We start from the raw sequence: 24,794 nt of genomic DNA, 5'->3' as shown, positions 1-24,794 counted from the left end.
TTACCCATAACTGAATAGTAGAAAAGGCGCTTAGGCGCCTTTTTGTTTAAGTCATTCAAAAACTTAACCAATACACCGCTGATGATTAAGCACTGTCATTCCAGTGACACGCCATGAACTCATCCATGAGGGCTCGACGACGGCATCCATGCCGTCAACGGTCACTTACATGCCAATGCTTAATTCAACCAACTCTTCAGTAATCTGTATGCCTTTTCACAAGCAGACACTTTACAAATTTAACAATGGGCGGCTCGTTAAATTGTTTCGGTGTAAGGTGATAACTAGATCTGTACAGCCAACATGTCTAACTATGTAGTATTGATACAACCTCTGCTAATAGTAAAAAATTACAGACCATTGAGAACTGGTATATAGCAATCAAGCTTTTCATCAAACCGCAGATTATCAAACTGAACACCAGAATACTTTAACCTCACGAAAGCAGAGTAATAGTCACTATGCCTCGTGATAAATCTAGGATAAATATTTATATCATTATCCACAGCGTCAAACGTGTCGCCAGTTACATAATTTAGGCATTTGAGCCTGCTTGGCAGCCCATATATTACTATAGGGTTTACAGGGAACTTAGGGTTGTCATATATAACTTTACGTAGTAACTCCCACTTTGGGTACATTGCATTTTTTATTTTAGCGAAAACAACCACATCAATTAGCCACCCTTCAATCAAAAGTGGCCGATCAAAAGCAGAGGCAATTTCCTTACAACTTATTGATTTAAAATCAAATATATTCACAATGAGAAACCGATCATCATAAACAATGTATCCGAAACCAAACTCACCGCTTTCAAGCGGAATGTAAAAACAAGTACCTACATCAATCTTTTTCATACGCCCCCACCAAGTTAGCATTTTTTCTTCGAAGATGAATGTGTTGACATTCTATTTCTATAGTTTTCATCAAACGCTTTGGCCCTCTTATCATTAGGATCACTCAATCTGCTGGGGTCGTAAGAGCGAGCACGGTTGCCTGCTCCAGCATTAAATTTACCGTCTTCTGTGTAGACTCCACGCTGAGAAGTATCTAACGTTTTGTAATGTTCAATATCCGCTTGTTCATACCCTCTGACTTGTGCATGAGAATACTAAAGAATACTAAATGGAAATACTAAATGGACATCCAAAATACTAAATGGACATCCATCGTTAATGGCGAGGTAGTTAACCTCCGAATATGCTTTGGTTAAGCATTAAACAAGGAGGTTTGTAGGCCGCGCCCTCGCAGAACTCAGATTAGTCTTGAAGACACCCCTTTTTATCACTGTTGCAGTCGTGTCGTTCGACGTGCTTTTTTGTGTGGCGATGATCGTTACTCAGGTAAAAACCATGACCATCGCCGCGCTTGGGTAGAATCGCTATTGTTTGAACTCGAAGCCGTTTTTGCAATAGATGTGGCGGCCTTTGCGGTGATGTCCAATCATCTACATGTGGTTTTACGCATTGATGTAGAGACAGCAAACCGCAGGAGCGACAGGGAGGTGCTTGAGCAATGGCATAAGCTATTTAAAGGCGATGAATTAACGCAAAAATTCGCCAAAGGTGGGTTGGTTGAAGCGGACGAGGTCAACAGATTAAGGCATTCAATCGCCATTTATCGCACCGCTTATGTGATATCAGTTGGTTCATGCGTTGCTTAAACGAGCCGATAGCAAGACAAGCAAATCAAGAAGATAACTGTACTGGGCGTTTTTGGGAAGGTCGATTTACCTATTTCTTTTATAGAGAATCAAGCTCTACTTGATGAAGCTGCCGTTTTAGCCTGTATGACTTATGTGGATTTGAATCCCATCAGAGCCCAAATGGCCGATACACTGGAGCGATCAGCTCATGCCAGTATTCAGCTTCGAATTCAGGCGGCATTGAAAGATGAGCAGCCCAAAAATCTATTGCCTTTTATCGGCAATGAACGCGATAACCAACCCATTGGCATTACGTTTTCATTAATAGATTACCTTCAATTGGTGGATGATACCGATCGAATTATTCGAAATGATAAACTAGGTGCAATCACTGAAAATAGCGCCAAGTTACTGACAAGATTAAATATCCACCATGACAATTGGCTTAAGCTTACCACCGAGTTTGGTAAGCTATTTCATGGCCCTGTGGGAACCTTGCAAGAACTGACTGATTACTGCGAACACTTAGAAAAGCGACGACGGCACTTTGCCAAATGCTGTCAGCACCTCAACGCTGGCTGATTTCAATCCTGCATCATTAACCATGCCTTTCACAACAGCCAACAAGAGAATGGCTTAGGTATTTTTTACTAAAAATCTAAGTTTTTCAGCAAAATAGGCTAATTGAGTTAGTCCTCATCCTCTGGAGCAATACCTCGCAAGCTATTTAGCCGCTAAGTGACTTTTAGTCACTTGGATGCTAACTGAAAGTACATTATTTTCTTGTTTTATATTGGGTGGCCTGATTTATATCTTCGCTACAAATGGAGGACAAGATTTATTTCTTCCAACACTAATTGTCAATTGCTGCAATTTTTTTAAAGATTCCATCTAACTAATCATTATTATAAGTCGTTTCTTGAATTAAATGACTATCTTCATTATAGCTTTTCCAAATACCTTCTTTCTTACCATTTTCATAAGTTCCTTCTACTTCTATTATACCATTTTTATGATAACTCTTAAAAAGCCCCTCTCGCTCTCCATTTTTATAATATTCCTCAGCTTGCAATATTCCTTCCTCATCATAGGCTTTATAAAGACCATCTAATTGATCATTTTTATAAACGCCTTCCGCCTCTAATTTACCGTATTCATTATAATATTTAAACAGACCATTTCTAATACCATTAACATAGGTTTTTTCCACTGTTAATCTACCATTTTCATTATAACACCTCCAAACACCTTCTAATTTTCCATTTATATACAATGCTTCATTCTCTAGTTCACCATTACAATGATAAGTTCGATAAAAACCGTCTTCTTTCCCATTTTTAAAAATTTGTACTGTTACTTGACCATTTTCATTATAATATTTCCAAACACCTTCTAAAGTCCCATTTTCATAAGTCAATTCCGACTCTAACTGACCGTTTCTATAATAGCTTTTACAAATACCCTCTTCTTTCCCATTTACATAAAACTTTTCCTCCATTAGTTTTCCATTAGACCAATAATGCTTATAAATGCCTTCTCTATTGCCTTTTCTATAAGTTCCCTCTTTTTCTAACTGACCGTCTTTATAATAACTATTACAAATACCATCTAACGTTCCATATTTATAATTTTCTTCTTTTTCTAACTGACCGTTTTCATAATAACTATTACGAATACCATTTAACTTTCCATCTTCATAATTTTCCTCAATCCTTAGTTGACCATTTTTATAATGACCTGTTACTTTTCCTGTAAATATTTTTTTACTCATTTTACTATACCATAATTAAGATAACTCAAATTCAACTCCGAAGTGCGACAATCTAATCGAAGAATAGAGGCAAGATTAACGCCCAAGAGTGCAAATCTCAATCTATCAGTTCTATTTTTAACCATAGCTTACTCAAAAGCATACTTATGTTAACCATAGATGTAAGAGACTATCACCATGAATTATCTGTATTTTACCATAGTAAGACGATACCAGGTTTTTATTCTTTTAGAACAGCGCTTTCGATATAAATGTACTGATTGTCATCGTCCTAATGACGATAGGCAATCCTCCCATGCCTAAAATCGGTGGGGTTTGCATGTTTAAAAACGCCTTTTTTAATGAATTAGTTTGACTTTTATACCATATATCGTCCCATCATTTTTAATGGTACTCGTTCAAGCAATTTTCGCCATAACAGATTGTAGGCAAAAAATGGAAAGTGAATTATATTGTTGTTTATAAATGGCTGCCAATACTTCTTATTAAATCCAATAACATCTACCATCAAGAAAAAGTAAAAAAGGCGTGACACTTAAAGTATCACGCCTTAATAATTATGAATTGTTGATGAGATTACTAATTAGAAGCGATATTCAACACCGATACTGGCTTGATTAAAGTCTGTATCGGTTTTTCCGCCATTGGCGACGCTATCTACATTAATATCTGCATCATACCAAGTGTACTCAGCATTAATTAAAAATCGATCTGTGACTTTAAATGCCACACCAGCACCCGCAAATACACCTTCGCCATCGTCATTGCCAGAAAATCCGACGACGTCATAATCTGTCGAATACCATAACTGACCACCTTTAGCATATAGCTCAACTCGGTCTGCAATGGGAAGCATGACTTTAAGGGCTGCCGTATAACCATCGGTTTCGGCATTTGCTAAACCATTACCATAATCACCAAAGTTAATGTAACTACCTTCAAGAGCGAGGTATTTATTAAACTTATAACCAACAAGGCCCTGCATTACATCACTATTATCATCAAAATCATCATCGCCATCGACTTTTAAATAACCGTAGTTAGCGCCGACATAGATACCGTTTTCTGCGGCATCACTGTTGCTCATGTTATCAGCATGAGAATATGCACTAAAAGAGGCTAAAGAAATAATGGCAGCTAAAGTAAGAATGGGATTTTTCATAAAGTACTCCTAGTTAATTATTTAAATACACTAAGGACATTACAAAAATAATGCCAACCTCGCAAAACCACACTCAGATCAATACATAATGAAAACAATAACCTTACTTATCAACAGTATAGATTTATTTTAATATTTTAAATTCAAGTTAACTATTTTTATAAAACACATGAAACTTTTTTCATACTTACACTAAAGCCGTGCTAATTCTGTCTTAATGTATTTATTGCCTATGAAATTGTAACTATTTCATAGGCAACAAAATAAACATACAAAATCATTACATTTAATTAATTCCATTATCATTTATATTGTGCGACTTACTTATTAAAGCAAGTTTATTAAAGCAAGCTTTAACGGGAATACTGTGCGGCAGCGTTATAAACAAGAGTTATGGATGACGAACTGATTGTTAAACATGGACGTTATTTGGCAAGGAATATCCAAAAGGGAAACTGGTACTTTCCCCTTTTGGTCGACTCTTGATGAAAAATTAAGTACTAAATGGACATCCATCGTTAATGGCGGATACTAAATGCGGATACTAAATGGACATCCATCGTTAATGGCGAGGTAGTTAACCTCCGACTATGCTTTGGTTAAGCATTAAACAAGGAGGTTGGTATGCCGCGCCCTCGCAGAACTCAAATTAGTCTTGAAGACACCCCTTTTTATCACTGTTGCAGTCGTGTCGTTCGACGTGCTTTTTTGTGTGGCGATGATGATTACTCAGGTAAAAACTATGACCATCGCCGCGCTTGGGTAGAGTCGCTACTGTTTGAACTCGAAGCCGTTTTTGCCATAGATGTGGCGGCCTTTGCGGTGATGTCCAATCATCTACATGTGGTTTTACGCATTGATGTAGAGACAGCAAACCGCTGGAGCGACAGAGAGGTGCTTGAGCAATGGCATAAGCTATTTAAAGGCGATGAATTAACACAAAAATTTGCTAAAGGCGAGTTGGTTGAGGCCTATGAGGTCAACAGATTAAAACATTCCATAGCGATATATCGTAGCCGTTTATGTGATATCAGTTGGTTCATGCGTTGCTTAAACGAGCCGATAGCAAGACAAGCAAATCAAGAAGATAACTGTACAGGTCGTTTTTGGGAAGGTCGCTTTAAGTCACAGGCTCTACTTGATGAAGCCGCCGTTTTAGCCTGTATGACCTATGTTGATTTGAATCCTATCAGAGCCAAAATGGCTGGTACGCTGGAACAATCCGACCATACCAGTATTCAACTGCGTATTCGGGCGGCATTGAAAGGTGAACAGCCCAACAATCTACTGCCTTTTATTGGCAATGAACGTGATAACCAACCCAATGGAATCGCGTTTGAGCTCAAGGATTATCTGGAGTTAGTTGATGATACAGGACAGCTCATCCGCAACGACAAGCGTGGTGCCATCAGTGAAAATAGTACCAAGTTACTGACTAGGTTAAATATATCCCAAGACAATTGGCTTAAACTTACCACCGAGTTTGGTAAGCTATTTCATGGCCCAGTCGGTACGCTGCAAGAACTGACTGATTACTGCGAACACTTAGAAAAACGACGACGGCACTTTGCTAAATGCTGTCAGCACCTCAACGCTGGCTGATTTCAAGCCTGTTTCATTGACCGTTCCTTTCAAGACCGCCAACAAGACAATGGGTTGGGATTTTTTTACTAAAAATCTTCGTTTTTCAGCCAAATAGGTTAATTGAGTCAGTCATCATCCTTTGAAGCCATACCTCGCTCGCTTTTTAGTATTTAAGTGACTTTTAGTCACTTCAATACTAACCGAAAGTGCCTAATGTTCTTGTTTTATAATGGGTGGCCTGATTTATCCAGCCTGATTTATAGTTATGGGTGGCCTGATTTATCGTTATGGGTGGCCTGATTTATAGTTAAATTTAGCCTCTAAAAAATGGGGATAGCGCCATTCACTCCAGCCAAATTGATACCAACATTTCATTTACAAAAACAACGAATAGTGGAAAACTACTTCACCTGTGGTCTACGGCTTTTATGGTTTGAGGTGTGGCCACTCGCTTTTCAAGATAGGACTTAAAAACAGTTTAATGTTACTTATACATGGAAGAATAAAATGAAAAGAGTTAGCTTTATCCTATTAACCATTAGTCTATTTGGCTGCCAAGCTACAGCTCCCGAGATAGTACCCGAGTTCACTTCAGAAGTTATAGAAATTAAACCAGATGAGTTAAATCAGTATTGGATTCATAGTAGCAATATAAAAATGTTGAAAAAACGTCCTACATGGTTACCTCAAGGTAAAGGGGAGTGGACTGTTATGACTGTTATTGACTCAAATGGCCAAGAAGTTGAAAGGACTTTAATTAGTTCAACACCTGAAGGTTTTATGACACAAGCCAAAATTGACTCAATGCCAAAACAAAGTTTTACACCATCACCTTCAAATAAAAATAGAGTGCCAGTAAAATTTTACGGCACAGCAAAAATAGCGCCCAAAGATGAGCTATTAAAAAACAATTGAGATTTTAAAAAACAACTGACTATTATTTTTAAATAATAGTCAGAAATATCAACTCAATTTAATACATAATTAGAAATTTATGATTAGAAAATACTATATTATCGCTCTGTTATTTCTAGCTGGTTGTAAATCTACACCATATGCCATCGTTGATGGTAGCCAAAGCTTAGCTTCTGACACTAATAACTATGATGTTGAAATAGTTGCGATTGATGGTTCTTTCGAGTCTAATATTCGCCAGAAAAACATCAAACCTGGGTATCATTCGGTACATGTAATAACAACCGGCCCGAGTAGAGGTAAAGGCTCAGAGTCAAAGGTTTACCCTTTGGTCGCACAGGAATGCATGCGATATGAAATTTCAGCACAACATAGAACGAGCATATCAAGCGATTGGGAAATTAGAGTATTAAATGAACGCCCCATTCCGTCTTGCACTCCAAGTGAAGTTAAACATGAAGATAAAGTCATAGTTCCCGAATATGCAAGCCCCAAAAGTACCATCTCTTGCCTAAATGCTGACGCTATATCAAATGAAATGACTCCGGTGGTTTTATATCACTCACTAAAATCATGTGTTGATAAACAACAATATGACTTAGCGATATATAACTATTATTCTGCGAGTGCATATGCTTATTTCGATACATTAAGAGTCAGCGATAAGACTGCCCATGGAATCGTTAATATTGTGATGAAAGATTCTATCTGGACATTAAGTCCTTTGGAACAGCAAAATTTTGAGCAACACTTAGCTCAGTTTATCGATTCGGAAAATAAATTAAAAGCTTGCTCTTACCTTATGGATAAGGGAATGCCTACCTATCAACCTGACTATATGCTTAAACATGGGCAACACAAACAACAATTAAATACTGAACATAATGAAAAGTTATGGAAATCAACTTTGACAGACTATTTAAAATGCAATGTATGAATTAAAAATCATACATAATAAAAAGGGGAAGAAGCGCTTCCCCTTTTGGTCAAATCTTCACGCAGACAAATAGCGCATTGCCGGAGGCTAAATCCCACGGGACGATTCGTTCATAATCGTGTTCAAAAACATGCACATCAAAATAGGGCGCTAATAATGCCTGTAGCTCAGTAAAGCTAGTCGCAACCATGGCATGTTGGTCTTGCCATAACTCGGTTTGGCGCAGGCTATCTTCGGCATAAAGCGCTAAATCAGTGAGCCGACTGAAGGGCTGCTTACTCTTCTCAATACTGAGATTTAGCGACTGTTTTTCCCCCTGTCCACTGTAATGCCAGCCAGATTCGAAGGCGAAGTGATGCCCATCAAACTCGGCAAAATGCTTAATCGAAGCGGTGTTATCGATCCTGTGTTTATCGACCGTATTAAAGCAAAACAATCCACCCTCATTAAGGGCACGGTGCACACTCGCAATGCAGCTTTTAAGGCGTTCGATGCCCGCACTGTAATGGATGGAATATAAAAAACAGGTAATTAAATCAACGGGCTGCTCTACATAAAAGGCCGTCATATCCTGCAGTACAAACTGAGCCTCAGGGCAGCGGCGCATGGCCATATCGAGCATAGGCTGATTGATATCTAAGCCACTACACTGATAACCAAGGTCGATAAAATGCCGCACATGGGGGCCAGTACCACAGGCTAAATCGAGGTGCTGTTTGCCATTATTACCCAAAAATTGATGCAATCTATGGATACTCGCACTCTGTTGTTGATAGTTGATATCGGAGCACATTAAATCGTAATAGCCGGAGAGATCGGTATAAAGCGCGTTGGAAGACATAGCTGCGAATAGGTGGCATGGGCAATTAAGGGTGGCGCATGATATCTCAGTTAGCCGATATCAGAAACAAACAATTGCCACAAGGCAGTGAAACTGCCATTTCCCACAGGGGCGCCACAGCTAGAGGTGCTAACCCCGCAAGGACAAAAGCAGCAATTTCCAATTCGATGAGAAACACAAAACAAAAGAATAGCCAGATAGTGCAATACGTCGAACCATCTCGGCTATAGCACACAAAAACTCAACTCTTCATAGGTAGTTAAATGTTCAAGCCTAGGTTTGGCAAAGTAATAACCCTGAAAATACTCAATCCCTATTCCAGCGAGATAATGGAGTTCAGCTTCAGTCTCAATGCCTTCGGCCAAGACTCTTGTATTAAATTCTCGACAAATGCGCAGTATTTCAGCCACCGCCAGCTGTTTCTCGTTATCTAGATCGATATCACGGATTAAGGTCATATCGAGTTTTAATACTTGAGGGCGCAGGGCATCTAGCCAACTTAAATCGGCAAAGCCACTGCCAAAATCATCAATAGCCGTGATAAAGCCACGTTTGGCATAGCTCTCAAAGATACGGACTAATTTAGCCCTATCAACAATTTGCTCGCCCTCGGTCACTTCGAACATGATTTTACGGATATCAAATCCATAGATGTCAGCGGCTTCAATCGTCGCGCGGATACAGGTTTCGGGGTTATATACGGCATTAGGTAAAAAGTTGATACTGAGCATCTTATCGAGTCCCAGCTTTGAAGCGGTTTCTATCGCTTTAACCCGGCAAGCCTGATCAAAATAGTATTTATTATTTTCATTAATCCGCTCAAACACCCATGCAGCACCTTCACCTTCAGGGCCCCTGACGAGGGCTTCATAACCGCTAATCTGACGACTTGGCCAATGGATAATAGGTTGAAATGCCATTCGAATTTCAAATCCTAATGACTTACCACTTAAACAATCCATACAAGTTTGCTGCTTTATTCGAGCGGGAAAATCCATAAACGGCCTCCTAAACATTAACCTTACTAGTGTGAGGATAAATGCTTAACTTTGCCAGTTTTTACTGTCCACCATCCTGATAAGTTCAATCACATAAGTGTGAAGATTGCTATTTCCAATAATAAAAGGATTGCAAGCGGCATAAAAATATCAATGGATGAACCCTAATAAGCGCTCACCCATCAACACATGCTTCTGATTGATTTACTTCAGTTTATAAACCACTTCAACTCTATCCTCTATGCTCACTTGGCCGTATTGATAGCTCTCGGCAACGGCGCCCGCATAATCGGCTTTGGCGTTCATACGCAACATGACAGGTTGCACAGGGCGTTGATCGTAGTAGCGGATCTGCCAGATCTTACCGAGATTTTCCCCAAAGCCCTGGGCCAGAGATTCAGCTTTTTGCTTGGCATCCGCTATCGCAGCCTGACGGGCCTTGGCGATATATTCAGCCTCTTTGCTCGACTTAAGGGCGATATTGTTTACCCGATTCATCCCCTCTTCGAGGGCCGAATCTAAAATGGTATTTAATCGAGCCAGATCCTTAACCGTCACGGTAATTTGGCGGCTAGCGGTATAGCCCGTGAGTTCCGGGGCCTTATCCTGCACATAGGTGTATTGCGGTTGCAGATTTAAATTGGCGCTCTGGATTTGATCCTTAGCCACACCCGCAGCCGTTAAGCGGGCGATAAACTTAGCGACGGCGGCATCGGAATTATCTTTCGCGGCTTTAGCGGTTTTTTCGGTCACGGCCACTTCTACATTCAAATCCGCCATATCGGGTTCGACTTGAATTTGGCTCACCCCCATAGTTTCGATATGCGGGAAATCCACCTCGGCCGCGAGCGCTTGGGGCACCATCAATGCGCTAGAAAAGAGACCCGCCGCAACCAATACCGCTAAAAGAGAATTTTTCATAACTTACTCCAAAAATGAAATCTTAATATCATTGCCAACTTAAGCTATCAGCTAAAGGGGCAAAAACCAGTGTCAATATGTAACGGCCCTAGAACCTAGAACCTAGAACCTAGAACCTAGAACCTAGAACCTAGAACCTCAGATAGTGACTCTACAAACGGGCGAAAATTTAAAAGGGGTTAATTTTTCTGAAAAATTTTTAGATCTTTTTATCTCGATGGGATCAACTGCGGATCTTTGGCAGACATGCCTATATCCACACCCAGAATAGGTCATAGGGTTAACTGGCATATTCAGCGCCCCAGTTGTACACTTTTCAGCCAAAGCTACTGTACCTTTTAATCACTTCAGGTATAATCCGCCAACTTTTTTAAGGCGGCTTATACCTCAGCGAGAAACCATGACAGTTGAAACTTTTAAACCCAAGCAAACGACCACGCTTGATATCCCAGTCAAAACATTAGAAGCAGCAAGCACTAATGCTGTTACCACTGGGAATCGCATCGGTTTCGTGTCTTTGGGCTGCCCAAAAAACCTCGTGGATTCAGAGCGTATTCTGACTCAGTTACGCATCGACGGCTACGAAGTCACTAACAGCTACGACAATGCCGACTTAGTTATCGTCAATACCTGCGGCTTTATCGATGCTGCGGTGGAAGAGTCTCTAGATGCTGTGCGTGAAGCCTTAGAAGAAAACGGCAAAGTGATCGTCACTGGCTGCCTTGGCGCCAAAGAAAACCAAATCCGCGAAGTGCACCCAGATGTGTTAGAAATCACTGGCCCACACAGCTACGAAGCGGTGTTGAAGCATGTTCACAAGTATGTGCCTAAGCCAGAGCACAACCCTTTCACCTCATTAATCCCACAAACTGGGGTTAAGTTAACGCCTAAGCATTACGCTTATTTAAAGATTTCAGAAGGTTGCGACAACCGTTGTACTTTCTGCATTATTCCTTCGCTACGTGGCGATCTCGACAGCCGCCCAGCGGGCAGCATCTTAGATGAAGCTAAGCGTTTAGTGGAATCAGGCGTACAAGAAATTCTAGTCGTCAGCCAAGACACCTCGGCCTACGGCAAAGACAAAGGCGGTCGTACCGATTTTTGGAACGGTATGCCAGTCAAGCAAGACATTACTAGCCTAGCGCGCCAACTGGGTAAAATGGGCGCTTGGGTGCGTCTGCATTACATCTATCCCTACCCATGGGTTGACGATTTGATCCCGCTAATGGCGGAAGGTTTAATCCTGCCGTATTTGGATATTCCAATGCAGCATGCTAGCCCGCGCATCCTCAAGATGATGAAGCGTCCAGGCCGTGTTGACCGTCAGTTAGAAGCGATTCAACGCTGGCGTGAAATTTGTCCAGATCTAGTGATCCGCTCGACCTTCATCGTCGGCTTCCCTGGTGAAACCGAAGAGGATTTCCAAATCCTGCTCGATTTCTTAAAAGAAGCACGTCTTGATCGCGTAGGTTGCTTTAAGTATTCTGAAGTCGATGGCGCTGTCGCCAACACCATCGCTGAGCTTATCAGCGAAGAAGTGAAAGAAGACAGATACCACAGATTTATGGAACTCCAAGCCGAGATCAGCGCCGAGCGTTTAGCCCGTTTCGTTGGCCGTACTTTAGATATTCTGATTGATGATGTAGACGAAGAAGGCGCTATTGGCCGCAGCTTCGCCGATGCACCAGAAATCGACGGCATGGTGTTTATCAATGGTGAAACTGAACTTGAGCCCGGTATGTTGGTTCGTGCCCGCATCACCCATTCAGATGAACACGATCTGTGGGCTGAAGTGGTAGACGCTGACACCCAAGACTAAGCCGTTCTGATACAGGACAGGCTATGACTCAAAAGCGAACCTCTGGTTCGCTTTTTGTTTTTATCATTTCGTAAGCATTAACACTGCGAATGCTTCAGCATCCTTACTCCACTGTTTCTTCACACTGTCTTGGCCCGCGATATTGATTCATTGCCAGCCTCAATTTCGCTGATTTATCAGCAGCTAGAATGAGACGTTATGAATTAAGCATTAAGCATCGGGCCCCAACATCTTATTGGCATCAACCCAAAGCTCGAATTCTTCTGCCGTCACAAACTCAAGTTCTAATGCCGCTTGGCGCAGTGTCTTATGCTCGCTATGGGCTTTTTTGGCTATCTTAGCGGCCTTTTCATAACCGATATGTTGATTCAGCGCCGTCACTAACATGAGTGAATTTTCCACATGCAGCGCGATTTGTGGCTCGTTCGCCACTATGCCGACCACGCAATGATCGCGAAACGATTGGCAAGCATCCCCCAATAAGCGCCCAGATTGCAGCACATTGGCGATAATCATCGGCTTAAACACATTGAGCTCAAACTGACCATTGCTGCCGCCAATCCCAACGGCGACATCATTACCCATGATTTGCGCGCACACCATAGTCATAGCCTCGACCTGAGTTGGGTTCACTTTTCCCGGCATGATCGACGAACCGGGTTCATTTTCAGGCAGTAATAACTCACCAATGCCACAGCGCGGGCCAGAACCTAACATCCTAATATCATTTGCGATCTTCATTAAACTAACCGCCGCCACTTTATAGGCCGCCGACAGGGAGACTAATTCATCGTGGGCAGCAAGGGCAGCAAACTTATTCGGCGCCGTCACAAAGGGCAAGCCCGTGAGTTTTGCGATATTGTCCGCCACCTTAACGGCGTAATCCTTGTGTGTATTCAGCCCAGTGCCGACGGCGGTCGCACCTAAGGCTAACTCGGCCACACGCTTAAGACTGTGCTCAATGCCTTCGATGGCATGACTTAAGTGCGCGGCATAACCCGAAAACTCTTGGCCTAACGTTAACGGTGTTGCATCCATAAAATGTGTGCGACCGATTTTAACGATTTGCGCAAACTCCTCGGCCTTCTTCTGTAAGCTCTGCTGCAATAACCTCATGCAGGGCAAAACGAGCTCAACCGCTTGGCGATAGGCGGCAATGTGCATGGCGGTGGGAAAAGTATCGTTGGAGGATTGCGAGCGGTTAACATCATCATTGGGGTGCAAGCATTTAACCGCATCGATAAGTTGCCCACCTGAGAGCACATGGCCACGATAGGCAATCACCTCATTGACGTTCATATTGGTTTGCGTGCCCGAACCCGTTTGCCAAATCACTAAAGGAAATTGCGCATCGAGTTCGCCTGCAATCAGCTCATCGCACACTTGGGCAATCAGTTGAGCTTTAGCTTGAGTCAAAGTGCCAAGTTGTTGATTGGTAATGGCGGCGGCTTTCTTTAAATAGCCAAAAGCGTGGATCACTTCGACAGGCATAGATGCCTCAGCACCAATACGAAAGTGCTGCAGCGAACGCTCGGTTTGTGCGCCCCAATAACAATCGGCGGGGACTTTCACCTCACCCATAGTGTCGTGTTCAACTCGATATTGCTGTGCCATGTGCATCTCCTTCGCTAAAACGCTCTAAGCGTTCACCATACTCGCTCAGGGCGAAAGTACAATTAACCTCCAACAAGGAGTATCAATAATAAGGCTGATTTAAGCGTAAAGATTGGCGTAAAGGCAGGTGGAGGAGCATGAATTGGCAGGATTAACGAGGCACTAACACAGCAGACTAAAGCAGCGAACTAAAACAGTAAAAAGCAGATTAACAAAAGCGCAGACCTAGAAAGTCAAAAGGGGCATCGCCCTTGTGCTGATGCCCCTTTCGGTTTTGTGCTTTACGGTCGTATGACCCTTTGCCCTTTTTCGCTTTCTCGGTGCGGGTCCTAAACAAGGGACTCGTCACTAACGCTTTTAGTGCGTTGTCGGTAATGGTGCCTCGACCACTTTCGTGTTCTAAGGGCATATTTTGCGGTTTTTGCTTAGTCATTTTATGCCTCACTGCTTAATGAAAGTTAAGCCCATAGCCTAACAGCGCAAACTATAACGCAATCAAATCAGATGTACAGAGTTTGTGCACTCCAACATAAAAAATGACTTTGACTAGTAGGAAAGTATGATAGATTATTTAAATAAAAATAATATATTAGCTTAATAATCAATAAGATTTTATTAATAGGTTTAGTGAGTGGATTTTGCCATAACCTTTATTGGCACTCAGGTTACACTTTGTAATCGACAGATAAGGAGATCAATTTGGCATCCGTGTTAGTCGCTCAACCTTGGCTCGGCGCACTGCTCTTACTGATAACACTTCAAGCCCCGCTTGCCAGTGCTTTTTCCAGTTCAGACTCCTGCGTGATGACTATGGGGTATCGCACCAGCGAACGCTTACCCTTTATCGGAGACGAGTCCAATAACACGGGATTTTATCACGAACTCTACCAAGCGGCGGCGGACAAGATTGGCTGCAAACTCAATGTGGTGCGCGCACCTAAATTACGTATTCTGCGGGATCTCAAACTCGGCAATATCGATTTTTATCCCGGCCTTAATTTCACCGAAGAGCGGGCTCAATACACGCATTTTATCCCCAATGGACTTTCACAACGTGCGATTGGCATTAGCCGTGCTGGCGCCGCCGATATTCGCTCCATTGAACAGTTAGCCCATTATGAGATGACCCTCTTAATCGCCCCCGGCAGTTATGACTTTGGCGGCTTACCCGACAAAATCAAGGTACGCAAACCGCCTGAGCTAACCGTCCCTAAAGCCTTGGATTATTTACTTTCAAACCAAGGGGACTTTTTTATTTATGATCAAACCACTTTGCATTATTACCTTAAAAATCGCGACCAAAGCCAGTTTAAACTCCACTATTACTACAGCGAATTACCGCAGGAAATGTATCTCGGTTTCTCGAAAAAAAGCCGCCACTACCGCGGTAGACACAACCCCAACTATCGCGCCGATATCCCCATCAGCCCTGATAACAGTCCCACAGTGTTAACACCAGATTCTAAAGTCTTTGAATTTGCCAAAGCACTAGCCGCCATGGATTCCCAAGGTGAAACTCAGCGCTTGTATAGCAAGTATTTTGGCTAGCTTAAATCACAAAAAGTACCGCTAACGCAGAGTTCTATTGGACCTCTTATCAATTGAGGTACCAATAAAGAGCGAAGAGAATCATGCCTAACTGATTAAAAAGTGGAAAACTTGTCTTCTGATCAAGCCATATTCTGATGTTTTAACTCGCTTTGTTACCCTCTGCGACAATATGCCGCACCTGCCACACTGAGATGCTCTTTATAATGCAGCGCAATTAATCCAAGTGAATGGAAGACAATAAGATGGCTGCAAATTCTGCGTATTTATCTCACCCGTTTAAAACTTCAGTAATTTCCTCATCCCTCGCAATCGCCATGGGCTTATCGCTAGCGCCACAGGCCATGGCTGACGACAGCGAATTAGCCAATATTGAACGCTTAGAGGTACATGGCCAACAGACCGAAAACCGTAACGCCTTAGGCTCGGCTGAAAATCTACTGAAAGGGCAAGGAGTCGATTTCTCCGAAGCGGGCGGCGTATCGGCCCTACCTATCCTCAATGGCATGATGGGCGATCGCATCAAAGTGCTGGTTGATGGCGCAGACATTACCGCGTCCTGTGCCAACCAAATGAATCCACCACTGTCATATATCTCCGCCAATCAAATCACCACAGCCGAAGTTATCGCGGGCGTATCGCCAGTCAGTGCCGGTGGCGACAATATTGCGGGCGTGATTAAGGTTAGCAGCCTTAACCCTAAATTTGGTGAAAGCGAGGCTATCAAGTGGAATAGTGGCGATATTTCAACTGGATATCGCAGTGTGAGTGACACTTTATTACTCGGCACCAACGCCACTGTCGCAAGCAAAAATGTCAGCCTTAGCTACCAAGGCGCCTATGAAGATGCCAACAGCTATAAAGATGGCAATGGCGATAAAGTCATCGATACCCTGTACCGCGCACAAAACCATGCTCTGACCGCCGCATGGCGCGATGAGACTCAAGAAGTTGCCATAAAATTGACCCACCAAAATATCCCATTCCAAGGTTTTGCTAACCAATATATGGATATGACGGATAACAAGAGTTACGGTGCCCTCGCCCGTTATCAACTCAAACTCGACGATGACGGTGAATTCAGTGCCCAAGTAAACTGGCACGGCGTGAAACACGAGATGGGCTTTTTCACTCCAGAAAAAACCGGCAAGATGCCAATGAACACTGAAGGTGATGACTACGGCTATCAACTGCACTGGCGTTTGCCAATGGGTGATGACAGCACCTTACTGGTCGGCCAAGAATACTATAGCTACCAGCTCGACGATGTTTGGCCTGCGGTGCCTGACACTATGATGGCGCCCAATGACTACATCAACATCAACGATGGTGAACGCCGCCGCGCTGCCGTTTATGGCGAATGGCAGCAAGATTTAAGTCAAAGCTGGTGGTTATCGGCGGGCGTTCGCTTTGAGTATGTCACCACCAATACCGGTGAAGTCCAAGCCTATAGCAACATGCCTATGATGGGCATGCCCAATGTCGACGCAGAAGCGGCAAAAGCCTTTAATGCGATGGACAGAAAACGTGATGATAATCTGATCGATGCCACCTTGCTGGCGCGCTATCAATTATCTACCAATCAACAACTTGAGTTTGGTTTAGCCCGCAAGAATCGTGCTCCGAATCTATACGAACGTTACAGCTGGGGCCGCGGCACTATGGCGACCACTATGATAGGTTGGTATGGTGATGGTAATGGTTATGTGGGTAATCCGGATCTTAAACCAGAAACCGCCCATACCCTGAGCGCAGCCTACAAATATAACGATGATAGCTGGCAAGTTTCGACCACAGCTTGGTACACAGCTGTGACTGACTATGTCGATGCCGAAGTCATTGGTAGCTTCAATCGCACCAGTTCGCCTGATGGCAAACGCAATATTCTCCAATTCACTAACTTAGATGCCAATCTCTATGGCGCACGTTTTAATGCGCTCTATCAGTTTGCCGAAACCAGCACAGGTAAATGGCAAGTGTTAGGCAAAGTGAATGTAACCCGTGGCGAGCGAGATGAAGGTGATGAACCTTTATATCAAATCAAGCCGTTGCAAACTGAGCTGGCACTGCAACATCAGTTAGGTCAGTGGGAAAACAGTCTTTCATGGCAATGGGTTGCGACCAAAGATCGCGTAGATGACCGCCGCCTTGAAAATGAAACCGACAGTTACTCCTTGCTCAATTTGAACAGCAGTATGAAATGGCAGGATCTGACTGTCACCTTCGCCGTGAATAACCTGTTCGACAGCTACTATGAGCTGCCACTGGGCGGCGTGAGTGTGGCTGAATTTAAGGCCGATAATACCAATGGCTTTAACCAGATTGCCGGTGCAGGTCGCTCGTTCGAACTCAGCGCAAGCTACGCATTTTAATGACCGATTTTAAAGGTATTATTTTTAACAACATAGTTTTTAACCACATGGTTTTTAACGGCACGGCTTTTTAGGTCGAACAGATCTAATCCGAACGTTAAACAAAAAGGGCAAGCAGATTAAGTGATTAATCGCTTGCCCTTTTTTATGCTCAAACCACATTCATGCCACTAACACTAAAGCACAGGCACTAAAGCACTGAGACGACTTAAGCGCACTATGCAGCACGACTGAACGAGTGACACTATGGATTAGTTACCCGCAATCTTCATTTCAGATAACAAGATACCGCCGGTACGAATCGATGAGCGCAAATCAAAATCCTTACTCACGGCTTGCACGCCACGGAACATCTCTTTCAAGTTACCCGCGATAGTGATCTCTTCCACTGGATATTGGATCTCACCGTTTTCAACGTAGAAACCCGCCGCACCACGGGAATAATCGCCCGTTACCATGTTCACGCCTTGGCCCATGACTTCGGTCACAATCAAACCTGTGCCCATGTCTTTCACCAATTCGTCGAAGGTTTGGCCTGTGTGGCCGAGCGTCCAGTTATAAATACCGCCCGCATGGCCCGTGTTGGTTAAGCCTAACTTGCGCGCCGAGTAGCTGGTCAGCAAATAGGTTTCTAACATGCCGCGGTCAATAATGCGTCTGTCTTGGGTCGCCACGCCTTCACTGTCGTAGTTCGCGCTTGCCAATGCGCCCAGTAAATGCGGCTGCTCTTCGATATTAAACCAATCGGGGAAGATTTGGGTGTTGATCGAATCCAATAAGAAACTGGATTTACGGTATAAACTGCCACCGCTGATAGCACCGATAAAGTGGCCGATTAACCCTGTGGCGATATCTGGCGCTAATAAAATGGGTAAACGCGTCGTCGCGATCTTGCGCGCACCAAGGCGACTTACTGTCTTCTCTGCGGTCTTTAAACCTACCGTTTCAGGTGCAAGCATCTCGCTGAATTTACGGGCGATAGTGTAATCGTAATCCCGTTGCATATTGCCTTCACTATCTTCACCGATCACGCTGCAACTCAAGCTATAACGCGAGCTGCAATAACCGTTTAAGAAACCGTGGCTATTGCCATACACTTTAACCGCAGTGTGAGCATTGGCACTGGCGCCGTCGGAATTATTGATACGTGGATCGGCATCGAGCGCCGCAGTTTCGGCGCGGATCGCCAGTTGCGCTAACTCATCGGGGGAAATATCTTGTGGATAATACAGTTGAAGATCGCGGATCTGATTTGCCATCAAGGCTTTATCGGCAAGACCACTGAATGGATCGGGAGAAGTATAACGGGCGATATCGTCGGCCGCTTTCACCGCTAAGGCGATGGCCTCTGGACTTAAATCCGACGTCGATGAACTGCCCTTGCAACCATCGCGGTAAACCGTAATTCCTAAGGCACCATCTTTATTAAATTCAACGGTTTCAACTTCTTTTAAACGGGTAGAAACCGACAAACCTTGTTGTTTACTGATCGCCACTTCGGCAGCGTTCGTTCCTAATTTGTTGGCATATTCCAGCGCCACGGCCACCGCATCTTTCAGCGCGCCCAATTCACTATCGATTCTGTTCAAAGACACAAAGCTACTCTTTCGTTGTCGGCAATTGCCGTAGCATAACAAACACAAATCCCATTCACATTAATTATTCGCGGCTGACTTAGGCTTGAGAGCGTATCCTATACCCAAACAACCTGAAGATGCAGGATTCAGCGGGAGTTTAACGCACTTTAGGCAAGGCGGTTATTTGCAGGCCTAGCGGGCTAAGTTAAAAATAACCAACACAGCATAAAGTGCGTTAAAACCCGCCGGGACGGAGCGCCTAGGGCACTCCACTTCCGTGTTGCATCAATTCAAAAGGTAGCCGACATTCTGTCATTGCTGCGCCTTGAATTGAAGCACCCTATGCGCTCTGAAACTCGTATCTTCAGGTAGCTTGGGTATAAACACATTCACCTAGGCGATTTTTGGCTGGAGATGTTATTATTAGCCAGTTATTTACTTGAGGTTTTATCTATATGAAGATTGTTGGTGATTCAGAACATTTTAAACAGCCCTACGACATAGATGAAGATTATGTCAGCAGCAAAACAACGGACAAGCGTGATAGCGAAGCCGTGCAAAAAGTCGGTATGGAGCTTGTTTCACTGAGCAAGACTCAGCTAGATAAAATCGAGCTGGATGAGTTTTTGTACGACGCTATCCTGCAAACACGCAAAATCAAGGTCAATACTGAGGCGTATCGTCGCCACATGCAGTATATCGGCAAATTGATGCGTAATTTTGATATTGAGCCAATCAAGGCTTCACTCGCTATCGTGTTGAATAAAAACAACAACGAGACCGCTAAGTTACAAATGTTCGAAAAAATGCGTGAACGCTTACTCACCCAAGGTGATGATGAGATTCAAACTGTCGTCGAGCATTATCCGCAATTAGACAGACAAAAACTGCGTACTTTGGTGCGTCAAGCCACCAAAGAACTGGCCAAAGGCCCAGAATCAAAATCATCTAAAGAGCTGTTTAAATATCTACGCAGCGAAATCCAAGACTAATTAACTTCAGCCCCACAAGGATGTTGCTTATGCGACTTAGCAAAACGTTATCGGTATTTTCTTGGGCATTACTGGGCGCATTAGCGCTCAGTGGTTGTAATGGCGCCGCTGATGGCACCGACACTGACGGAACAACAGACAGCTACAGCTTAACGCTGGGCTATAAAACTGTAGTTAACGGCAAGTGCGCCGATGCAACCACCAATTTAAGCTTTGCCTCCGATACGAGTTTTTGTGCCGTCGCTACCTTAAAAAAGGGTTCGAGTAAACTTAGCGGCCAACTGATTAGCTTCGCTGCGACCTTAGGTACTGTTGCGCCAGCAACAAAACTCACCAATGCAGATGGCGTTGCTGAAGTCATCGTTTCTAACCCAGCATTAACAGCAGAAGCTGGTACCGTAACGGCGAGCTATACGCCATCTGATGCAGACGCATTAACTGCAAGCCGTAACTACGAGTTCGTTGGTTCAGGTAATGGTAACACCATTGCAACACCTAAACTCAGCACCAGTATTTTAAACAGCTCAGCCTTAGTCACTCACTTTAAAGTCGATGAGTCGGTGCAATTACAAGCCATATTGCTCGATAGCGAAAGCAAAGGTATCGAAGGCGCTAAAGTCACCTTTACTGCAGGTTCAGCGGCGCTCAATCCTGCCAGTGCACTGACCAACACTCAAGGTATTGCGCAGATACCCTATACGCCAAGCGCAACTGAATTAGGGGCAAACTCCCTCACAGTAACAGTGGACTATCAAGGTAAATTGCTGCAAACCAGCAGTTTGTATGAAGTGTTGAGTAAAGATGCCGTCAATCAAGAAGGCACGCTGAAACTCGGCTCATTCAATGGTGCTGTCTTTACCGAAGGTCAATTGGCGAGCACCTTAACGGCCGATGCCAATGGCAAATATAAAATCAGCGCAGGCGGTAGTTTTGGTGTAAGTGCAAGTTTAGTATTAGAGACCAATGACGGCACGGTTACGCGAGTACAAACACCCTCTTCCATCAGCTTTAGCTCAGATTGCACCACAAACAATAGCGCCACACTCGATACCCCAGTTACGACTTTATCGGGTAATGCGAGCTCGACCTTCCAAGACACTAGTTGCAGTGGCAACAGTGAACGTAGCGACCAAATCATCGCCACAACCGTGGCTGGTAATCAGACGTTAACGGCGAATTTCCCATTTACTCTGCAACGTCAAACGCTTGCCAGCTTAAGTTTTGAGTCGGCAGAGCCTGCACAAATTCGCATCAAAGGTGCGGGCGGCACAGGTTCAAGCGAATCCTCTTTAGTCAGCTTCAAAGTCACCAGCGCCAATGGCCAACCCGCAGCGCAACAGAATGTCAGCTTTACCTTAGATACGGTTGTGGATGGTTTAAGTTTTGCCAATGGCACTGCGAATGCGCAAAGCCTGACAAACTCCCAAGGTATCGCCAGTGTGCGCGTATTATCCGGCACAGTACCCACGCCTGTGCGCGTGGTCGCCACTGCTGTTGATACTGATACTAAAGAAGTCATCACTAGCCAATCTGAACAGTTAACCGTGAATACTGGTCTACCGCAACAGCTTGGATTTAGTTTAGCGACGAGTAATGCCAACCCTGAAGCGGGTAATATTGATGGTGAGAAAGTCACAGTGACAGCAAGACTGTCTGACAGTTTTGGCAACCCTGCGCCAAATGACACAACAGTTAACTTTACCAGTGAAGGCGGCCAAATAGAGCCAAGCTGCTTAACCCAAAATGGGGCCTGCAGTGTGACTTGGACATCAAGCGATCCAAGACCTCAAGACCATCGCATAACAGTATTAGCCTACGCTTTAGGTCACGAAACCTTTTTCGACACCAATGGTAACAACCAATTTGATTCGGCCGATGGTAGCGCCATTGCAAAAGCTTGCTTGATAAATGGCGTTCCTGTGGCTTGCAGTGGTAACGGCTTAGATGTAGAAACCTTCCACAACTCAGGCTTTAGCGATTTGCCGACAGCCTTTCGCGATGATAACGAAAACTTCGCCTATGATAGTGGTGAACGCTATTTCGATAACCTCGCTAGCGACACCTATAAAGGTGCAGATGGCAAGTTTAACGGCCCTCAATGTCAAGGCGCACTCTGCGGGACAGGACAAGCGAATAAGACTTATGTTCGTAAAGCAGTTGTGATGATAATGTCTGGCTCAAAAGCCTATTTCTCCCTATGGCAAGATGGTGTCAAAGTATATGAAGATCGCCTAGGTCAAAATACTCTCAACAATCTTGAGTCTTTAACGGCAATTCCTGCAGGGAAAACATCCGAATTTACCGTAAAGTTCTACGACAGTGTCGATCAAATTATGCCCTCTAGTACAACGCTTAATATCGATGCGGATAAAGGGGAATTGCTATCAACGACCTATACTGTCCCTAAAACAAATAGTGCAAATGCAGGCTTGACGGACTTTTTCCTCAAGAATACTGAAACCGCTAGCAGCCAAGTGGTACTAACTGTGAATACACCAAGTGGCGTTGAAACCTTGCTTAAGTTCAATGTGTTGCTGCAATAATAACGAACTGATAGATAACAAAAGACCCGCGAATGCGGGTCTTTTTATTGGAATATTTTATTAGAGGATGACAACCCACAGCCCTTAGATCTACTACACATCTTTAGTTATAGCTGTGCATCTATGAGCCATGACTCTCACTAATTTTATAACTCTTAATTTTATAGCTCTACTGCGCGGCGTAAACGGAAACTCCGTAAAGCCAAATACACCGCTCCCACAGCCGCCCATATAAGCCCTAACTCTAGTGATTGTGGCTCTAAGTTCACCCAAAGCACGCCAATAGTGCCGGCGCCACACAATGGCAAGACTAAGTATTGTAAGTGGTCTCTAAAAGATTTATTACGTCGATCCCTTAGGTAAAACTGCACAATCACGGATAAGTTTACGAAGGTAAAAGCGACTAAAGCGCCAAAATTCACTAAGGCTAGCGCCATTTCCAAATCAAATGAAACGGCAGACAGCGCAAGCGCACCCACCAACAAGACATTAAATGCAGGGGTTCGCCATCTAGGATGGATATAAGCAAACCCTTTACGTGGCAACATATTATCCCGCCCCATCACATATAAAATCCGTGCAACCCCAGCATGGGCAGCCATACCGGATGCCAATACAGCAACAGTGGTCGCGACTAATACGATGGACTGGAATAGATTACCACCCACATAGAGTGCAATTTCAGGCAATACCGCATCAAGCTGTTGAAAGCGGGAAATATCGGGAAAATAGAGCTGCAAAAAATAAGACACGCCAACAAAAATCACGCCACCGAGCAAAGCCGTCAACACAATCGCGCGAGGAATAACACGTTGAGCATCTTTAGTTTCTTCAGTCAGTGAACTTAACCCGTCAAAGCCGAGGAAGGAGAAACACAGAATCGTCGCCCCTGTGAATAATGGCGCCATCGCCATATTATCGGCATAAAATGGTCGCACACTCGCGACGACACCTTCGCCTTCACCGAGGGAAATGCTATAGGCCATTAGACCAATGAACACCACAATAATGGCGATCTGTGCAAACACTATCACCCCATTAAAGTTCGCGACGAGATCAATCCCCTTAAGATTAAGCAAGGTCATTATGGTCACAAGAGCGAAAATAAAGATCCAAGGTTCGACGCTGGGAAACATGGCGGTTAAATAGATTTTTGCGAGCAACATATTGATCATTGGCATAAACATATAGTCCAGCAGCGATGACCAACCCACCATAAAACCAACATTCGGGCTAAAGGTTTTTTGAGCATAAGTGTAGGCTGAACCCGCATAGGGATATTTACGTACCAAATGACCGTAACTAAACGCGGTAAATAAAATCCCCGCCAATGCGAATAGATAAGACGTAGCCACATGGCCAGAGGTGATCTCGGAAACAATACCAAAGGTGTCAAAAACGGCCATAGGCGTGAGATAGGCAAGCCCCATCACCACCACTTGCCATAAGTTGAGGGTCTGCTTCAAACCCGGATTTTGTTGGCTCATCAGCACACCCCCATTGTACAGGGTTGAACACCTAAGCACGCATCTGCAATTAGTTTTTGCTTGCGGCT

The 24,794-nt window shown here is 43.8% G+C and carries 18 protein-coding genes and 1 pseudogene; 9 read left to right on the top strand and 10 right to left on the bottom strand.

Annotation, left to right across the window (positions count from 1 at the left end):
- Positions 1–350 precede the first annotated feature (350 nt).
- A complete protein-coding gene (locus tag L5M29_RS10295) occupies positions 351–857 on the bottom strand; it encodes an Imm26 family immunity protein (protein WP_263167720.1) in 507 nt (168 codons plus the stop codon).
- Between the two features lie 401 nt (positions 858–1,258).
- Between L5M29_RS10295 and L5M29_RS10290 the strand changes: the two are divergent.
- Positions 1,259–2,227: pseudogene (locus tag L5M29_RS10290) on the top strand (transposase).
- Positions 2,228–2,540: 313 nt separating this feature from the next.
- Here L5M29_RS10290 and L5M29_RS10285 read toward each other — a convergent pair.
- Both L5M29_RS10285 and L5M29_RS10280 read right to left on the bottom strand, forming a co-directional pair.
- Positions 2,541–3,416 (bottom strand): toxin-antitoxin system YwqK family antitoxin, encoded by an 876-nt coding sequence (locus L5M29_RS10285; RefSeq protein WP_263167719.1) that lies wholly within the window; start codon positions 3,414–3,416, stop codon positions 2,541–2,543.
- A 583-nt stretch (positions 3,417–3,999) separates the two neighbouring features.
- Positions 4,000–4,578 carry a porin family protein gene (locus L5M29_RS10280; protein ID WP_105251308.1) on the bottom strand — a complete coding sequence of 193 codons (579 nt, stop codon included), beginning with the start codon at positions 4,576–4,578 and terminating at the stop codon, positions 4,000–4,002.
- 624 nt (positions 4,579–5,202) lie between these two features.
- Here L5M29_RS10280 and L5M29_RS10275 point away from each other — a divergent pair.
- From L5M29_RS10275 to L5M29_RS10265, 3 genes are all read left to right on the top strand, one after another.
- Positions 5,203–6,180, top strand: coding sequence for a transposase (locus L5M29_RS10275; RefSeq protein ID WP_263167718.1), 978 nt, complete (start codon positions 5,203–5,205; stop codon positions 6,178–6,180).
- Positions 6,181–6,669: 489 nt separating this feature from the next.
- Positions 6,670–7,077, top strand: coding sequence for a hypothetical protein (locus L5M29_RS10270; protein WP_263167716.1), 408 nt, complete (start codon positions 6,670–6,672; stop codon positions 7,075–7,077).
- A 79-nt stretch (positions 7,078–7,156) separates the two neighbouring features.
- Positions 7,157–8,014, top strand: coding sequence for a hypothetical protein (locus L5M29_RS10265; protein ID WP_263167714.1), 858 nt, complete (start codon positions 7,157–7,159; stop codon positions 8,012–8,014).
- 49 nt (positions 8,015–8,063) lie between these two features.
- Here the strand turns inward: L5M29_RS10265 and L5M29_RS10260 are convergent, their stop codons facing one another.
- The 3 genes from L5M29_RS10260 to L5M29_RS10250 form a co-directional block, all read right to left on the bottom strand.
- A complete protein-coding gene (locus L5M29_RS10260; protein ID WP_263167712.1) occupies positions 8,064–8,855 on the bottom strand; it encodes a class I SAM-dependent DNA methyltransferase in 792 nt (263 codons plus the stop codon).
- Between the two features lie 224 nt (positions 8,856–9,079).
- On the bottom strand, positions 9,080–9,853 hold the full coding sequence (locus L5M29_RS10255) for an EAL domain-containing protein (RefSeq protein ID WP_263167710.1): 774 nt from the start codon (positions 9,851–9,853) through the stop codon (positions 9,080–9,082).
- 204 nt (positions 9,854–10,057) lie between these two features.
- Positions 10,058–10,774 carry an oxidative stress defense protein gene (locus L5M29_RS10250; protein WP_263167708.1) on the bottom strand — a complete coding sequence of 239 codons (717 nt, stop codon included), beginning with the start codon at positions 10,772–10,774 and terminating at the stop codon, positions 10,058–10,060.
- A 400-nt stretch (positions 10,775–11,174) separates the two neighbouring features.
- On the opposite strand from L5M29_RS10250, the gene rimO reads away from it, so the two are divergent.
- The gene (gene rimO / locus L5M29_RS10245; RefSeq protein WP_198573078.1) at positions 11,175–12,593 is read left to right on the top strand and encodes a 30S ribosomal protein S12 methylthiotransferase RimO; all 1,419 of its coding nucleotides are present in this window, start codon (positions 11,175–11,177) and stop codon (positions 12,591–12,593) included.
- Positions 12,594–12,803: 210 nt separating this feature from the next.
- Here the strand turns inward: rimO and fumC are convergent, their stop codons facing one another.
- Positions 12,804–14,207 (bottom strand): class II fumarate hydratase, encoded by a 1,404-nt coding sequence (gene fumC / locus L5M29_RS10240; RefSeq protein ID WP_263167706.1) that lies wholly within the window; start codon positions 14,205–14,207, stop codon positions 12,804–12,806.
- A gap of 208 nt (positions 14,208–14,415) precedes the next feature.
- Entirely contained in the window at positions 14,416–14,640 is a 225-nt protein-coding gene (locus L5M29_RS10235) for a ribosome alternative rescue factor ArfA (RefSeq protein WP_131523432.1), read from the bottom strand.
- A 266-nt stretch (positions 14,641–14,906) separates the two neighbouring features.
- On the opposite strand from L5M29_RS10235, the gene L5M29_RS10230 reads away from it, so the two are divergent.
- Positions 14,907–15,755 (top strand): substrate-binding periplasmic protein, encoded by an 849-nt coding sequence (locus L5M29_RS10230; RefSeq protein ID WP_317633248.1) that lies wholly within the window; start codon positions 14,907–14,909, stop codon positions 15,753–15,755.
- 245 nt (positions 15,756–16,000) lie between these two features.
- A complete protein-coding gene (locus L5M29_RS10225; protein ID WP_263167704.1) occupies positions 16,001–18,127 on the top strand; it encodes a TonB-dependent receptor in 2,127 nt (708 codons plus the stop codon).
- A gap of 251 nt (positions 18,128–18,378) precedes the next feature.
- Here the strand turns inward: L5M29_RS10225 and pmbA are convergent, their stop codons facing one another.
- Complete coding sequence (gene pmbA, locus L5M29_RS10220; RefSeq protein ID WP_105251299.1) at positions 18,379–19,722, bottom strand: metalloprotease PmbA; 1,344 nt, start codon at positions 19,720–19,722, stop codon at positions 18,379–18,381.
- Between the two features lie 437 nt (positions 19,723–20,159).
- Here pmbA and yjgA point away from each other — a divergent pair, with 437 nt between their 5' ends.
- Positions 20,160–20,696 (top strand): ribosome biogenesis factor YjgA, encoded by a 537-nt coding sequence (gene yjgA / locus L5M29_RS10215; protein WP_105251298.1) that lies wholly within the window; start codon positions 20,160–20,162, stop codon positions 20,694–20,696.
- 29 nt (positions 20,697–20,725) lie between these two features.
- Positions 20,726–23,239 carry an Ig-like domain-containing protein gene (locus L5M29_RS10210; RefSeq protein WP_263167702.1) on the top strand — a complete coding sequence of 838 codons (2,514 nt, stop codon included), beginning with the start codon at positions 20,726–20,728 and terminating at the stop codon, positions 23,237–23,239.
- 161 nt (positions 23,240–23,400) lie between these two features.
- Here the strand turns inward: L5M29_RS10210 and L5M29_RS10205 are convergent, their stop codons facing one another.
- Positions 23,401–24,726, bottom strand: a complete 1,326-nt coding sequence (locus L5M29_RS10205) for an APC family permease (RefSeq protein ID WP_263167699.1) — start codon at positions 24,724–24,726, stop codon at positions 23,401–23,403.
- Positions 24,727–24,794 lie beyond the last annotated feature (68 nt).

Source organism: Shewanella sp. SM95, assembly GCF_025653595.1.
Lineage (GTDB): Bacteria > Pseudomonadota > Gammaproteobacteria > Enterobacterales > Shewanellaceae > Shewanella > Shewanella oncorhynchi.
The sequence above is the reverse complement of the archived record's forward strand: the minus strand, read 5'-3'. Positions and strand labels throughout refer to the sequence as shown.

Bases quoted from the DNA above. Each gene is read 5' to 3' on its own strand.
- L5M29_RS10295 (WP_263167720.1), bottom strand. From the start codon at position 857: ATGAAAAAGATTGATGTAGGTACTTGTTTTTACATTCCGCTTGAAAGC.
- L5M29_RS10285 (WP_263167719.1), bottom strand. From the start codon at position 3,416: ATGAGTAAAAAAATATTTACAGGAAAAGTAACAGGTCATTATAAAAAT.
- L5M29_RS10280 (WP_105251308.1), bottom strand. From the start codon at position 4,578: ATGAAAAATCCCATTCTTACTTTAGCTGCCATTATTTCTTTAGCCTCT.
- L5M29_RS10275 (WP_263167718.1), top strand. From the start codon at position 5,203: ATGCCGCGCCCTCGCAGAACTCAAATTAGTCTTGAAGACACCCCTTTT.
- L5M29_RS10270 (WP_263167716.1), top strand. From the start codon at position 6,670: ATGAAAAGAGTTAGCTTTATCCTATTAACCATTAGTCTATTTGGCTGC.
- L5M29_RS10265 (WP_263167714.1), top strand. From the start codon at position 7,157: ATGATTAGAAAATACTATATTATCGCTCTGTTATTTCTAGCTGGTTGT.
- L5M29_RS10260 (WP_263167712.1), bottom strand. From the start codon at position 8,855: ATGTCTTCCAACGCGCTTTATACCGATCTCTCCGGCTATTACGATTTA.
- L5M29_RS10255 (WP_263167710.1), bottom strand. From the start codon at position 9,853: ATGGATTTTCCCGCTCGAATAAAGCAGCAAACTTGTATGGATTGTTTA.
- L5M29_RS10250 (WP_263167708.1), bottom strand. From the start codon at position 10,774: ATGAAAAATTCTCTTTTAGCGGTATTGGTTGCGGCGGGTCTCTTTTCT.
- rimO (WP_198573078.1), top strand. From the start codon at position 11,175: ATGACAGTTGAAACTTTTAAACCCAAGCAAACGACCACGCTTGATATC.
- fumC (WP_263167706.1), bottom strand. From the start codon at position 14,207: ATGGCACAGCAATATCGAGTTGAACACGACACTATGGGTGAGGTGAAA.
- L5M29_RS10235 (WP_131523432.1), bottom strand. From the start codon at position 14,640: ATGACTAAGCAAAAACCGCAAAATATGCCCTTAGAACACGAAAGTGGT.
- L5M29_RS10225 (WP_263167704.1), top strand. From the start codon at position 16,001: ATGGCTGCAAATTCTGCGTATTTATCTCACCCGTTTAAAACTTCAGTA.
- yjgA (WP_105251298.1), top strand. From the start codon at position 20,160: ATGAAGATTGTTGGTGATTCAGAACATTTTAAACAGCCCTACGACATA.
- L5M29_RS10210 (WP_263167702.1), top strand. From the start codon at position 20,726: ATGCGACTTAGCAAAACGTTATCGGTATTTTCTTGGGCATTACTGGGC.
- L5M29_RS10205 (WP_263167699.1), bottom strand. From the start codon at position 24,726: ATGAGCCAACAAAATCCGGGTTTGAAGCAGACCCTCAACTTATGGCAA.